16 protein-coding genes are annotated in these 13,479 nt (G+C 36.2%); 9 read left to right on the forward strand and 7 right to left on the reverse strand.

Annotated elements, in window-relative coordinates; genetic code table 11:
• Window positions 1-152: TetR/AcrR family transcriptional regulator (locus tag DWQ18_05310; protein ID RDJ33625.1), on the reverse strand; the 152-nt coding region annotated here is incomplete at its 3' end.
• 199 nt (window positions 153-351) lie between these two features.
• On the opposite strand from DWQ18_05310, the gene DWQ18_05315 reads away from it, so the two are divergent.
• Complete coding sequence (locus DWQ18_05315) at window positions 352-1,167, forward strand: hypothetical protein (protein ID RDJ33475.1); 816 nt, start codon at window positions 352-354, stop codon at window positions 1,165-1,167.
• 213 nt (window positions 1,168-1,380) lie between these two features.
• On the opposite strand, the gene DWQ18_05320 is transcribed toward DWQ18_05315, so the two are convergent.
• From DWQ18_05320 to asd, 3 genes are all read right to left on the reverse strand, one after another.
• The gene (locus tag DWQ18_05320) at window positions 1,381-2,307 is read right to left on the reverse strand and encodes a protoheme IX farnesyltransferase (GenBank protein RDJ33476.1); all 927 of its coding nucleotides are present in this window, start codon (window positions 2,305-2,307) and stop codon (window positions 1,381-1,383) included.
• A gap of 10 nt (window positions 2,308-2,317) precedes the next feature.
• A complete protein-coding gene (locus tag DWQ18_05325) occupies window positions 2,318-2,776 on the reverse strand; it encodes an Lrp/AsnC family transcriptional regulator (protein ID RDJ33477.1) in 459 nt (152 codons plus the stop codon).
• A gap of 87 nt (window positions 2,777-2,863) precedes the next feature.
• Entirely contained in the window at window positions 2,864-3,946 is a 1,083-nt protein-coding gene (gene asd, locus DWQ18_05330) for an aspartate-semialdehyde dehydrogenase (GenBank protein RDJ33626.1), read from the reverse strand.
• A gap of 84 nt (window positions 3,947-4,030) precedes the next feature.
• Between asd and DWQ18_05335 the strand changes: the two genes are divergently transcribed.
• Genes DWQ18_05335 through DWQ18_05355 form a run of 5 tightly spaced genes read left to right on the forward strand, consistent with a single transcriptional unit; the run spans window position 4,031 to window position 8,210 of the window.
• On the forward strand, window positions 4,031-5,119 hold the full coding sequence (locus tag DWQ18_05335; protein RDJ33478.1) for a threonine-phosphate decarboxylase: 1,089 nt from the start codon (window positions 4,031-4,033) through the stop codon (window positions 5,117-5,119).
• Window positions 5,107-5,946: a cobyric acid synthase gene (locus DWQ18_05340; protein ID RDJ33479.1), complete on the forward strand. Its 840-nt coding sequence runs from the start codon at window positions 5,107-5,109 to the stop codon at window positions 5,944-5,946. Before DWQ18_05335 ends, DWQ18_05340 begins: the two co-directional genes overlap by 13 nt.
• Window positions 5,943-6,911: a cobalamin biosynthesis protein gene (locus DWQ18_05345; protein ID RDJ33480.1), complete on the forward strand. Its 969-nt coding sequence runs from the start codon at window positions 5,943-5,945 to the stop codon at window positions 6,909-6,911. Before DWQ18_05340 ends, DWQ18_05345 begins: the two co-directional genes overlap by 4 nt.
• Window positions 6,904-7,632 (forward strand): adenosylcobinamide-GDP ribazoletransferase, encoded by a 729-nt coding sequence (cobS, locus tag DWQ18_05350; GenBank protein RDJ33481.1) that lies wholly within the window; start codon window positions 6,904-6,906, stop codon window positions 7,630-7,632. Before DWQ18_05345 ends, cobS begins: the two co-directional genes overlap by 8 nt.
• On the forward strand, window positions 7,629-8,210 hold the full coding sequence (locus tag DWQ18_05355; protein RDJ33482.1) for a 5-deoxyadenosylcobinamide phosphate nucleotidyltransferase: 582 nt from the start codon (window positions 7,629-7,631) through the stop codon (window positions 8,208-8,210). The genes cobS and DWQ18_05355 overlap by 4 nt, the downstream gene beginning before the upstream one ends.
• Here DWQ18_05355 and DWQ18_05360 read toward each other — a convergent pair.
• Both DWQ18_05360 and DWQ18_05365 read right to left on the reverse strand, forming a co-directional pair.
• Entirely contained in the window at window positions 8,193-8,390 is a 198-nt protein-coding gene (locus DWQ18_05360) for a 30S ribosomal protein S27e (GenBank protein RDJ33483.1), read from the reverse strand. The genes DWQ18_05355 and DWQ18_05360 overlap by 18 nt on opposite strands.
• Entirely contained in the window at window positions 8,387-8,668 is a 282-nt protein-coding gene (locus tag DWQ18_05365; protein RDJ33627.1) for a 50S ribosomal protein L44e, read from the reverse strand. The genes DWQ18_05360 and DWQ18_05365 overlap by 4 nt, the downstream gene beginning before the upstream one ends.
• A gap of 115 nt (window positions 8,669-8,783) precedes the next feature.
• Here DWQ18_05365 and DWQ18_05370 point away from each other — a divergent pair, with 115 nt between their 5' ends.
• The 3 genes from DWQ18_05370 to DWQ18_05380 are packed head-to-tail and all read left to right on the forward strand — an operon-like array spanning window position 8,784 to window position 13,084.
• Window positions 8,784-10,502, forward strand: a complete 1,719-nt coding sequence (locus DWQ18_05370; protein RDJ33628.1) for an adenine deaminase — start codon at window positions 8,784-8,786, stop codon at window positions 10,500-10,502.
• Window positions 10,503-10,543: 41 nt separating this feature from the next.
• Complete coding sequence (locus tag DWQ18_05375; protein RDJ33484.1) at window positions 10,544-12,178, forward strand: thermosome subunit; 1,635 nt, start codon at window positions 10,544-10,546, stop codon at window positions 12,176-12,178.
• A gap of 39 nt (window positions 12,179-12,217) precedes the next feature.
• Window positions 12,218-13,084: an ROK family protein gene (locus DWQ18_05380; GenBank protein RDJ33485.1), complete on the forward strand. Its 867-nt coding sequence runs from the start codon at window positions 12,218-12,220 to the stop codon at window positions 13,082-13,084.
• Here DWQ18_05380 and DWQ18_05385 read toward each other — a convergent pair.
• Window positions 13,081-13,464, reverse strand: coding sequence for a response regulator (locus DWQ18_05385; protein ID RDJ33486.1), 384 nt, complete (start codon window positions 13,462-13,464; stop codon window positions 13,081-13,083). The two genes, DWQ18_05380 and DWQ18_05385, sit on opposite strands and share 4 nt — an antisense overlap.
• Window positions 13,465-13,479 lie beyond the last annotated feature (15 nt).

Consider the following 13,479-nt stretch of genomic DNA (forward strand, 5'->3'; position numbering starts at 1 on the left):
GAACCAAAACCAGCTCCAGCTCCCGAACCAAAACCAGCTCCAGCTCCCGAACCAAAACCAGCTCCAGCTCCCGAACCAAAACCAGCTCCAGCTCCCGAACCAAAACCAGCTCCAGCTCCCGAACCAGTTTCACCTGAAGTAAGTAAAAAAATTCAAGAGTTTGAAAATCAAATTAAAAAATATGAAGAAATCCAAAAAATACAATTAGAAAAAATTGAACAATTCCAAAAGAAAATCCAAGAATTAGAGTCAAAGAAAACTCCATCTCCTCGAGGAACACTTCCTAAAGACTTTGTTCCTTCCAAAGAAAAACCAAAAGAGATTCCAAAACCCTCCAGTCCCCATGGTACAATGCCTAAGGGGTTTACCTATCCATCAAAAACAGAAATTTCTGAGAAAACTGATGATGAACCCTCATCAGAACAGCTTGCTCGTGTTGCAGAATTGGAAAAACAGATTGCCGAAGCTGAAGCAAAGAAAGCTCAGGAAGAAAAGGTCAGAGAAGAACAAGCCATGCAAGAACAGCTTGCTCGTGTTGCAGAATTGGAAAAACAGATTGCCGAAGCTGAAGCAAAGAAAGCTCAGGAAGAAAAGGTCAGAGAAGAACAAGCCATGCAAGAACAGCTTGCTCGTGTTGCAGAACTGGAAAAACAGATTGCTGAAATTGAAGAAATTCAGGCAAATGCCCCAAAATTTGATGAAAGCATAGAGGAAGAAGCTACACCTGAACAATTAGAAAGAAAAAACGATCTTGAAAAACAGATTGAAAAGCTTGAATCTGAGCAAGAAGCAAAATCTATCTCTACACAAATTCCTGATGAAGACGAAAAACAAGTAAATGATTCACCAGAAACTCATACTGATACATCTGAGCAAGTTGCAAAGATATCTGAACTTGAAAAACAAATTCTAGAACTTGAAAAAGCATTACAGAATGCACCAAAACTTGATGAAAATGAACCTGAATCCGAAACAAGTAAACCCACTTCCACCAAAGGAACAAAAACTGACTCTTCTAACATTCAAGCTTATTGCGTAAAATGTAAGAAAAAAAGAGACATTAAAGATCCTAAAGACACCACCATGAAAAATGGACGTGCTGCAATACGGGGAACCTGCTCTGTATGTGACACAAAGGTATTTCGTATTAAATCAAAGAAAAAATAGGTAGATTTCTCTACGCACAAGCTATGGATTTTGAATTTTTCAGTTCTTCACTTGAAAATTCATCATTGAATATCCAAGACAATCCCTGCAGATCCTGCCAAGAAAAATCTTGTCTTTCAAATTCTTTTGAGTTGTATCTTACCATGTTAAGACAAGGTAAATTTTGCTTATAAGGCCCGCGAAGAAATTATCAGTTGTTCACAAAGCTGAATTCTATAATGCAGAATCAACCATTAGTGCAATAAACAACACTGTAAGATATGGGCTAGAAAATTTGAACAGCATCCAAGATGCTTTTTCACTAGGTTTTGCTACTACCCATGCAGAAAGTGCAATCATTAATGCACCGGATACTATTGCAGTCCACAAGTATACTTGTCCCATCATGGGAGTTCCGTCCTCCAGAGTCAAAAAGAAGGGTACAACGCTGAAAAGAACCATCATTACTGTACTTGCAGCAATTACTCTTGCAGATGTTTTTTCAGACTGGACTGCTGTGAGCATTGGAACATCAACTTTGTTATAATCTTCCTTAAAGTGTAATGTTAGAGCCCAAATGTGCATTGGAATCCAAATGAATACCAATCCTGCCATTGTTAATCCCATAGTCCACATCTCTGAGGTCGTTACTGCAACCCAACCAATCAATGGAGGGGCACCACCGCATAATCCTCCTAAAATGATATTGCTTCTACTTCTACGTTTTAGAGCGTATGAATAAATCAAAACATTGTTGAACAAACCAAATGCGATAAATGCTGTTGCCCACAATCCCTGCTCCATTGATGTTGTAAATGAAATTCCAAATGCCAAAACTAATGATATTGCTGCTAACGCATAGCCGAAATTACGTGCATTTTCAGGAGTAACTCTTCCTGATGGAATGGGGCGTTCTTTTGTTCTATCCATAATCGCATCAATATCTCTGTCATGATAGTTGGTTAGGGTATTTGCTGCTGCAGAACCTGCTGCAACACTTCCTAACATCAATCCCCAAGTGGCTGGAGAAATAGGAATATCATAAATGTTTGACGCCGTAATGGCTGCCCCAAATGCAGTGAAAACTAAAAGATACCAAATTTTTGGCTTGCTAAGTTCGTAATAAACAGAAAATCGAGACTGAGTTTTTTGTTTTTGCACTGTTTTTCACCTAATCTGATTGCATATATGGCATTGCTTTTGATCGCGTCTTCATCTCGATAAATGACTCTGATGATATGACTCCGTCAATCTTTCCAATCTTATCTGAGACAATTTTATGCATTGCATCCAAACTTTTTGCATAAACCGTTACTAGAATATCAAACCTACCTGTAACCTCTGCAATCTCTCTAACTCCATCAATCTTGAATAATTCCTCAATTACGTTGTCTCTTTTTTTAGAATCCATGTTTACTCCAATCAGAGATTTTACTTGGTATCCTAATTCTTGATCATTTACTACAATGGTGAATCGTTCGATGAGTTTTCTTTTTACCAATCTCTTAATTCTTGAATAAACAACACTTGGATTTACTTTGATTTTTTTTGATAATCGTGGAACAGAAATTGATGCGTCATTTGATAATTCAGATAAAATTGTTAGATCTAAGTCATCAACTTTTGCCAAAACAACTCTCCAGAATCGATGATCTAACCGTTTCTTATAAGTCTATTATTGAATTTGTCACATTATTGAAAAATTTTCAATAATTGTTTAGATTTTACCTTTTTTGTATAGCATCTCTGCTAATAGTACTGCACCCTTTGCAGAACCCATTTTCTTATTGTGGGAGAATAGCATGTATTTGAGTCCGTGATCAAACAATTCTTCTTTTTCGACTCTTCCAATAGTTGTAGTCATTCCATCTCCAACATCTCGTTCTATTCTTGGTTGAGGTCTAGTAGGATCTTCATGTACTGCATAGTAATCTTTTGGAGCAGATGGCAAGCCCGCTACAGTGATAAGTTTGTTGTATTCATCATACATCTTCTTTGCAGTAATGGGATCGATATCTTGAGCTGTCTCTACAAACACTGATTCTGTATGACCATCAATTACTGGAACTCGTGTACATGTGCAGCTAACTTTAATGTCTGCATCAACGATTTTTCCATCTTTTAGCTTTCCAAGAATCTTTCTTGTCTCAACTCTAACCTTTCCTTCCTCCTTTGGAATATACGGAATGATATTGTCTGTAATGTTCATGGCAGACACTCCCGGGGCACGACCTCCACCTGAAATTGCCTGCATTGAAGTCATCATAACTTTTTTTGCACCGTATTTTTCGTATAATGGCTTTAGCGTAATTGCTAATCCTGTTGTTGTACAATTGGGAAGCGGTGCTACCCATCCTTTCCAATTCCTATTTTTCTTTTGAATTTCTAATAACTCTGATTGTTCATCGTTAATTCCTGGAATGAGAATTGGTACATCTTCTTCATAGCGATATGCCGAACTTGTTGATATTACCGGTACATCTGCAGCTAATTTTGTTTCGATATCTCTAGCGGCAACTGATTCTACTGCAGAAAATACAAGATCTAACTGTGAAACATCAAGCTCATCAATTCTTTTGACTACCATTTCTTTGATATATTCTGGAATCTCACCACCAACTTCCCAAGATACTATACCAGAATTAGGATCCCTGATAGCTTCGGTGTATTTTTTTCCAGCAGAACGCTCTGATGCAGCAATTTGTGTAACCTCAAACCACGGGTGGTTTTTTAGTGATTGGACAAATTCTTGGCCTACAGAGCCTGTTACTCCTACTATTGCAACTCTTTTCTTATCCACGATGAAAAAAGTATCCAATTCAATTAATAATCCTTTACCGTTTTTAACCAAAACACACTATATTCCCAGCGACTATTCGGTTTTGTGAAACCAAGTAATCCATATGTTAAACGTCATAGGCCAGCGTCACACGGGGGCCTTTACTCTGTACGGGGAAATTCATCAAAAATCCTTGATTTTAGCTCAAACATCAATCCTCTAGGATCGCCACCTATAGTCAAAAAAATAATCAAAGAAAAACTAGACACTATTGGAATTTATCCTGACTCTGACTCTCTTGAGCTTCGCAAGAATATCCAATCATACACAAAACTCCCATTAGATCAGATAGTAGTAGGAAATGGCGCAACTGAAATAATCTACAATTTTGCTCATGCATTTCTCTCCAAAAAAACTCCTGTCTTGATTCCCATACCAACATTTAGTGAATATGAGAATGCAGTTCAACTTCGGGGGTCTTCTGTTTCATTTTTTAAAACAATGAATCTTAATGATGACCTGGAAGAGTTTCTGCAAAAAATTCCAAAAAATGGTTGCGTCTTTGTTTGTAACCCAAATAATCCAACCGGAGTTTTACTAACAAAGAAAAAAATGGAACTGATAATAAATCGAGCTAAAAAAAACTCATCTATTGTATTTGTTGATGAATGCTTTATCGAGTTGGTGCCTGAGTCTAATGAAACTATCATTAAATTAATTTCAAAATTTGATAATCTCTTTGTTTTACGCTCATTAACCAAATCATTTGGTCTAGCCGGATTACGAATTGGATATGGATTAGGAAACAAAAAAATCATCTCAATACTTAACAATCTTAAGATACCTTGGAATGTAAGCGGAATAGCTCAAGAATCTGCCATTGCATCATTAAAAGATAAAACATTTCTAAAAAAATCTAATCAACTAATAAGAAAAGAATATGAATTTTTACGAAAAAATATTTCAAACATTGATGGATTTTACTGTAATGAGTCAAAAACCAATTTTATCCTAATTAAAACAAAAGTAAAATCTCAAGTTTTACAAAAGAAACTCTTCAAAAAAAATATTTTAATTCGTGATTGTAGTACATTTAGAGGTCTTAATGAAAATTATATTCGCATAGCAATAAAAAATAGAAATGAAAACCAACTTCTTGTAAAACAACTAAAGAGGATCTCATGCACGCATTAATGGTTCAAGGAACATCATCAAGTGCAGGTAAAAGCACCCTAGTTACAGCCCTATGTAGAATATTTTCTGATAAGGGACTTTCCGTATCCCCATTCAAATCTCAAAACATGTCAAATTTCTCATACAAGACAAAAGACTTTGAGATATCTAGAGCTCAAGCCATCCAAGCTATAGCAGCTAGATGTGAAATTACGCCTGAGTTAAATCCAATCTTGTTAAAACCACTTGGAAATTATCTTAGCGATGTATACTTGAATGGTAAAAAATTCAAAAAAATGCATGCAAACGATTACTATCACAAGTTTGTAAATACTAGAGGACTAGCCGTTGCAAAAACTGCATTAAACCATCTACAAAAAAATTCAGACTTGGTAATAATTGAGGGTGCAGGCTCACCTGCCGAAATAAACCTTCAATCATATGATATTGCCAATATGCGAATAGCAAATCTGGCAAATGCCTCTGTTTTGTTAATATCTGATATTGAACGAGGGGGCTCATTTGCCAGTTTGATGGGAACATTTCAACTCTTAGAAAAAAAACACCAAAAACTCATCAAAGGATTTGTCTTAAACAAATTCCTTGGAGACCCAGAAATTCTAAGACCTGGATTTTCCAAATTGAAAAAATATACCGGTATTCCAATGTTGGGTGTAATACCAAAAACTATCGTTAGCTTGCCTGAAGAAGATTCTCTAGGAAAAATAACAAAACCAGTCATTTGGAATAAAAAGACAATCAATAAGATCGATGGCGAGATCAATAAACTTAGTAAATTAATCCAACAAAATCTAAACATTAAAGCAATTGAGAGAATGATACGATGATCCTTGAATCCATAGTGATTGTACTGGCTGCACTTGGAATTGATTTCATATTTGGAGATCCGCGCTCAAGATATCATCCTACTGCTTGGATAGGGAGATTCATTGGAAGAATGGTACCAATCATGAAATCTCAAAACGACACAACTGAACGAATTGGGGGGATAATTATTGTAGTAGCTTCATGCTTCGTAGTTTCTATACTGATTTACGGTTATCTTTTTGGCATAGAATTACTTGGAAATGATTTCTTTAGTATCGTTCTTGGAATTATTTTTGGCTCAATTTTACTCAAGACAACCATTGCAATTAAAGGAATGGAAAAGCATGCACTATCTGTAGTTGATTCTGTTGAAAGAGATGACATAGAAGCAGCACGTGGACATCTATCCATGATTGTAAAAAGAAATACTAGCGAATTGGATAAAAATCACATATTATCCGGAGTTTTAGAGAGTGTTTCTGAAAATACAGTAGATGGAGTAACTGGACCTTTGTTTTATTATTCAATATTTGGACTATTAGGGGCATTTTTGTACAGAACCGTTAACACAATTGATTCTATGGTGGGTTATCGAAATAATATGTTTAGAAACATTGGATGGTTTGGCGCAAATTGTGATAAAATCTTAAACTTCATTCCATCTAGATTAACAGGACTGGTAATGGTTTTAGCTGCAAAACTATTGAGGTTAGATTCTAGTTCAGCCTTTAGGATAATGATGAGAGATGGCAGAAAATTAGAAAGCCCAAATGCTGGATATCCAATGGCAGCACTTGCTGGTGCACTTAACACAAAGCTAGAAAAAATTGGACACTATAACATAGGTGATGGAAACATTGAGCTTTCAAGAAAACAAATCCATTCAGCAATTTCATTGATGAAGCTTAGCTCTTTGTTGTTTTGCGCAATCTTTACTATACCAATAATTTTTGTATTGTCTTCTATAGGGTGGTTATTTGCTTAAAGAAATTGGTTCTGTCTTTTCTTTTCTGACTATTATTCCAACAACAAATGCTAATCTAGAAACTATTGCCCGTTACATGTACCTCTTTCCTTTAGTGGGAATTGTAATCGGTGTAATAATTGGCGGATTTGGATTTGGATTGTCTGAAGCAGGTGTTGACCCATTAATAGTAGGTTTACTTGTTGTAGCTGCAATTGCAATAATTACAGGCATTCATCACACTGATGGCCTTGCAGATTTTGCTGATGGTCTAATGGTGAGAGGAACTAAAGAAAAAAAACTTGCCGCAATGAAAGATCTTTCAACTGGTTCTGCTGGAATTGTTGCCATTGTAATGTATCTGATAGGAATGGTAGCGGCAATATCCTTATCAAATGGTTTTGAATTGTTTAGTGCTCTTTTGTTTAGCGAAATTATTGCAAAATTTTCTATGGTTCTTATGGCCAGTATAGGCCAGTCTGCTGCCCTAGGTTCCAATTCCCCCTTCCTTCAACTAATGAAAGATAAAAGAAAACTAGGCGTGGCCTTTCTTTTTACATTGACTCCACTACTAATTTTTGGGGGCAGTACTGGCATGATTGCCTTTGCTGTAGGAATTTCATTCACTATGTTTCTAGTTGCACTATCTAGTAGAAGCTTTGGAGGTATTACCGGTGATGTACTTGGCGCTACAAATGAATTAACTAGATTATCTTCTCTATTGATTTTTGTTTCATTATGATTGGACTAGTTATGGCTGGTGGTAAAGGAACCCGCATGGAAATGCCTGATGAAAAACTTTTGTTAACATATAGAAAACCAGTGATCCTTCATGTAATTGATGCTTTAAAAAATTCTAACAGTCTTGAAAAAATTTTTGCCGCTACCAGTTCCAACTCTCCCAAAACTCAAAAATTGTTAAAAGAATCTGGGATACCAATTATTCAAACATCTGGAAAAGGATATGCAAACGATCTCAATGCAATTCTTCAATCACTTGATCAAGTTGTATTGGTAATCTCTGGGGATCTTCCGTTTTTAGACGATTCAATCATCAAACAAATTATAGAATCTTATGATGGCTCAAAATGGACAAGTTTTGTAATCACAAAAGGATTCTTAGAATCTTTGAATATTTCATCTGCTGCCCCAATTGTAGTTGACGGAGTAGATTGCTATTACTCTGGAGTATCTATCATCGATGCATCAAAAATTACAAATTTTGATTCTGTTGAAGAATCATTCAAAATTCTTGATGATAAACGAATTGCCTTTAATTTAAACACAAAACAGGATTATGATTTACTCGGCACTACCTGAAATCTTTCCGTGAATTTTTGCAATAGCCCCAGTTGGTTTTGCAATAATATTTCCACATGAATTACAGGTTACAGGTGTTGATGAATGAGAAAATATCACTTGAGTCTCTCCGCATTCTTTACATTCAACTTTTTGAAACTTGCTACTTGGTTTTGGAACTGGAATGTGATTCTTCTTCATGCTGCCACCAACTCAAATTTCTTTATTCTAATTCCATAGGTGTTGAATTTTTTCTTGCATTCTGGACATGTTAGCATACGTGTTACCTTTTTGGTAACTTTTGCTGGCTTTGCTAATTTCGGGAATTTCTGTCCACCATACCCCTTTTTGTCTTCAGCGTGTCTGCGTTCACCTATTGCAGATGCCCTTCGTTTACCGGCCTTGTATATTGAGACCTTTTGTGCAGTGTGTTTCTTGCACTTTGGACAATATCGTTTTATTACCTTGGGGTAGTTCATTGAAAAAAATCCCATTTTTCGGTAATTTAAGCATTGAATCTTAATTTAGGCGCAGAAACAATTTGATTTAATGAGTACTCTGGCAAAATCAATTTCTTCTCTCAACTCGGTAGCAATGGGCAACAAAAAGGCAGATCTAATTTTCAAAAATTGTTCTTTGGTTAATGTTTACACACGCGAAGTAATCAAAAATTCTCAAATTGCAATTATTAACGATAGAATTGCCTATGTAGGGCAAGACGCTTCGCACGCTTCTGGAGCAAACACTACCATTATTGATCTAAATGACAAGTTCATCTCTCCAGGATTTGCAGATCCTCATGTTCACATTGATCAGTTCTTTCTACCATCGGAGCTTGCCAAAAAATCCTTACTATGTGGTGTCACATCGCTATTTTCTGATCCAATTGACATTGTAAGTGCGTGTGGTTATCAAGGCTTTAGAGAATTTGTGAAACAATGTGAAAAACTACCGATTAGAATCTTCAATGTTGTTCCAGGAGGATTGCCTGTTGACGGAAAATTCAGTCACAGTAAAACACTAAGTTTGTCACAACAAAAATCAGCAATCAAATTACCAAATGTTTTAGGTTTAGGGGAAGTTTTCTCATGGACCAAAGTTACCAATAAGGATCCAAAAACTATGAAGTCATTATCACTAATGCTTGAAGCTGACTGTATAATTAATGGTCATACTGCTGGCGCATCTGATAAAAAACTCAATGCATACATTTCCTCTGGAATTTTGTCCTGTCATGAGCCAATAAACTTTGATCAAGTTTTGGAGAGACTGCGTCTTGGCATGTGGGTGATGATGAGAGAAGGTTCTATTAGACGAGATCTCAAAGAAATTATTCCTCGAGTTTTATCCCATGGGACTTACATTGACAGGTTGATGTTTTGTTCAGATGGAGTTGATCCTTTGGATTTGAAAAAATATGGGCATATTGATCACTGTGTAAATGAAGCAATAAAGCTTGGAGTGTCTCCAATAGACGCAATTACCATGGCTTCAAAGAATTGTTTTGATTACTATAATCTAGGAAAAAATCTTGGTGGTATAGCTCCAGGCAAACTAGCTGATCTGCTAGTATTTGATGAACTCTCCTCCATAGTTCCTCGAAGAGTTTTCGTTGGAGGAAAACTCGTTGCTTCAAATGGCAGCATTGTGAGTCCTATCAAGAAGAAAACCATTCCACCATGGATTAAAAAAACTGTAAAACTAAGAAAAAAATTCTCATACAAAGACTTTGAGATTAAATCAAAGTCTTCATCAGTATCTGCCAACACAATCAAAATGAATTCAGAAATCATAACTGAATTAGGAACTGTTGAACTAGAAACAAAAAATGATAATGTTTTACCCTCCAAGGAAGAGGATGTCTGGAAAGTAGCAGCCTTTGATAGGACATTTGGAACCAAAACACATACTATCGGATTTCTCGAGAACTTTGGCTCAGATATAGGAGCATTTGCATCCACGTGGAGCTTTCATGAAAATGATCTAATCGTCATAGGGTCTAATGAAGAAGATATGGCAACTGCTGCAAATCATTTGATCAAAGAACAAGGTGGTCTTGTAGTTGTAAAGGATAAAAAAATTAAATCCAATCTAGAGCTAAACATTGGCGGAATCATTTCTTCGAAATCTTTTGAACAGGTAACTGAGCAGTTTGAATCAGTAAATTCTTCGATTATTGATGCTGGATGCAAGTTTCAAAGACCCCATCTGATTCCCTTATTTTTACCATTTTTGGCATTGCCATCGATACGAATACTCTATTCTGGAATAGTAGATGTAAAAAAGAGATCGTACATTTCTCCAATTAACTAAGTAATCTTAAAAAGGGGCATTTAGCGAATTGTGAGCAGCTTATGGCTTCAATTCAGCAAACTCCACAAGGACCAGTTCTTGTTTTAAAGGAAAGTGCCCTTCAACAAAAAGGAAGAGACGCACAGCAAAACAACATACAGGCAGCAAAACTTGTGGCTGATCTAGTAAGAACCAGTCTAGGCCCACGTGGATTAGACAAAATGCTTGTTGATTCCTTAGGTGATGTAACAATTACAAACGATGGAGCAACAATACTCAAAGAGATTGATGTCCAACACCCCGCAGCAAAAATGATGGTTGAAATTTCTAAAACAATTGATAATGAAGTTGGAGATGGTACTACTTCCTCAGTAGTCTTTGCTGGTGCATTGCTTGCTAAAGCAGAAGAGTTGATCAAAAAAGACGTTCATTCATCAGTAATTATTGAGGGATATCAAGCAGCATCTGATAAAACATTAGAGATTCTAAGTGAGATGGCAAAAAAAATTCAGCCTGATGACAGAGAATCACTACTAAAGATTGCAATCACTAGCATGAATTCTAAACTAATATCTGAAGACAGTGACATTTTATCTAAACTTGTAGTAGATTCCATTCTAAAAATCACAACTAAAAAGGCAGAAAAATATTCTGTTGATCTTGATAACATTAAAGTTGAAAAGAAAGCAGGTGGCTCCATACAGGATACACAGCTAGTAAAAGGAATTGTTCTTGACAAAGAGGTAGTTCACAGTGGAATGCCATCAAAGATACAGGGAGCAAAAATTGCATTACTTAACGCAGCATTAGAAGTTGAAAAAACTGAGATGAGTTCTGAAATTAGAATTAGTGACCCTACACAAATGCAAATGTTCCTTGAAGAAGAAAATAGAATGCTAAAACAGATGGTTGATAAAATTCACGATGTAGGCGCAAACGTTCTGTTATGTCAAAAAGGAATTGACGACATTGCACAGCATTATCTCGCAAAACACGGAATCTTAGCTGTTAGACGAGTTAAAGAAAGTGATATGACTAAACTTGGTAAAGCTACCGGCGGTAGAGTTACTACAAACCTTGATGATCTTACAGAAAAAGATCTTGGTAGCGCTGAACTAGTTCAACAAAAGAAAGTAGAATCTGATAAATGGGTATTCATTGAAGGATGTAGAAATCCACAATCTGTAACTCTATTGATGAGAGGTGGCTCTCAAAGAGTAGTTGATGAAGTTGACCGTTCTATTCATGATGCATTAATGGTTGTAAAAGATGTCATTGAAAAACCTGCCATTGTAGCAGGTGGCGGTGCACCAGAAGCATTTGTAGCTACCCAACTAAAAGAATGGGCAGATAGCTTTGATGGAAGAGAACAACTTGCAATCAAAAAATATGCTGAAGCACTTGAAACTATACCATTAACCATTGCTGAAAATGCAGGTATGGATCCTATTGATACCATGGCAAATCTTAGAGCAAAGCAAAGCCAAGGTAGAAAATGGACAGGAATTGACGCTAGAAATACAAAGATTGCAGACATGCTAGCAATTGATGTCGTAGAACCAGTAGCAGTAAAAGAACAAATCGTAAAATCTGCTACCGAAGCTGCATGCATGATTCTAAGAATCGATGATGTAATTGCAGTATCTGGCGGTTCAGGTGGTGGCGGTGGTCACCCTGGAATGCCACCAATGGGATAAATTATCAAAACTTAAGCCAACTGTTTCATCTAGATTACTGTGAATAGAATAGGTGTAGATCTAGGAGGAACAAAGATTGAATCAATTCTCGTAGATGAAAATTTTCAAGTTATACAGAGAAAAAGAATACCTACACCGCAAAATGACTATGAAAAAATTTTGGAATCAATCTCGAATATGATTCAGGAGTTAAAGACTGAATCTTGCAGTATAGGAATTTGCACTCCTGGAGCAATTTCAAAGAAAACAGGTCTAATAAAAAACAGCAACACACAATGCTTGATTGGCAAGTCTCTAAAAGAAGATCTTGAATCAAGATTAGGACAAAAAATTTCTATGGATAATGATGCAAACTGTTTTGCAATTGCCGAGGCAACAATGGGTGCTGCAAAAAATTTTGGAATTGTATTTGGGGTTATAATGGGAACTGGTGTAGGTGGAGGCATTGTAATTGATGGAAAAATTCATCATGGACGAACCAATATTGCTGGAGAATGGGGACATCACATTTTACACACAAATGGAAACAAGTGTTACTGTGGAAAAAATGGATGCGTTGAGACATACATCTCAGGTCCTGCATTAGAGAAAAACTGGCTTGAAATTACTGGAAAGGATCAGAAATTAGCTGAAATTATTCAAAATATCGGCTCTGATGAAAAATCTTCACTATGGAAAAAAGAATTCTTAGAAAACTTTGGGCGTTCTCTTGCAAATGTAATAGACATACTAGATCCAGATGCTATTGTTTTGGGTGGCGGAGTTTCAAACATTCCATTTCTGTATGATGAGGGAAAGGATTTTGTTTACAAATGTGTCTTCAGTGATCTAATTGATACTCCAATCTTACAAAATAAACTTGGCGACTCTGCTGGAGTTTTTGGTGCTTGCCTGTTAGAATCCTAGCATGAAATTTTCATAGAACCTACAACAGCTTTGTTAATTGCAGAAACTACATCATCAATTTCATATGGCTTGTAAAGTACATCATTGGCATTAAGATCTTTTAATCTTTCTTCAGTTTTAGTAGTTTTGTCTGCTGTCACCATTATGACATTTGCATCTGGATCAATTTTTCTTATGCCCTGCAATCCATAAATTCCATCATAATCTGGCATCATTACATCAAGTAATACAACGGATGGTTTTAGCTCTTGGTATTTCTCTACTGCTTCTTTACCATTTTTGCCAGTTCCAATCACATTGAATCCTTTAATCTCTAGAAATTCTTTGAAGATCTCAACAGTATCTAAATCATCATCTACAATTAGCAGGCTAGGTTGCATAGTTCTCCCTCTATT

The sequence above is a fragment of the Thermoproteota archaeon genome, from assembly GCA_003352285.1.
GTDB lineage: Archaea > Thermoproteota > Nitrososphaeria > Nitrososphaerales > Nitrosopumilaceae > PXYB01.

What these genes read in the sequence shown, in the direction of transcription:
- DWQ18_05315 (RDJ33475.1), top strand. Translation starts at nt 352, where the DNA reads ATGCCTAAGGGGTTTACCTATCCATCAAAAACAGAAATTTCTGAGAAA.
- DWQ18_05340 (RDJ33479.1), top strand. Translation starts at nt 5,107, where the DNA reads ATGCACGCATTAATGGTTCAAGGAACATCATCAAGTGCAGGTAAAAGC.
- DWQ18_05345 (RDJ33480.1), top strand. Translation starts at nt 5,943, where the DNA reads ATGATCCTTGAATCCATAGTGATTGTACTGGCTGCACTTGGAATTGAT.
- DWQ18_05355 (RDJ33482.1), top strand. Translation starts at nt 7,629, where the DNA reads ATGATTGGACTAGTTATGGCTGGTGGTAAAGGAACCCGCATGGAAATG.
- DWQ18_05360 (RDJ33483.1), bottom strand. Translation starts at nt 8,390, where the DNA reads ATGAAGAAGAATCACATTCCAGTTCCAAAACCAAGTAGCAAGTTTCAA.
- DWQ18_05365 (RDJ33627.1), bottom strand. Translation starts at nt 8,668, where the DNA reads ATGAACTACCCCAAGGTAATAAAACGATATTGTCCAAAGTGCAAGAAA.
- DWQ18_05370 (RDJ33628.1), top strand. Translation starts at nt 8,784, where the DNA reads ATGGGCAACAAAAAGGCAGATCTAATTTTCAAAAATTGTTCTTTGGTT.
- DWQ18_05375 (RDJ33484.1), top strand. Translation starts at nt 10,544, where the DNA reads ATGGCTTCAATTCAGCAAACTCCACAAGGACCAGTTCTTGTTTTAAAG.
- DWQ18_05385 (RDJ33486.1), bottom strand. Translation starts at nt 13,464, where the DNA reads ATGCAACCTAGCCTGCTAATTGTAGATGATGATTTAGATACTGTTGAG.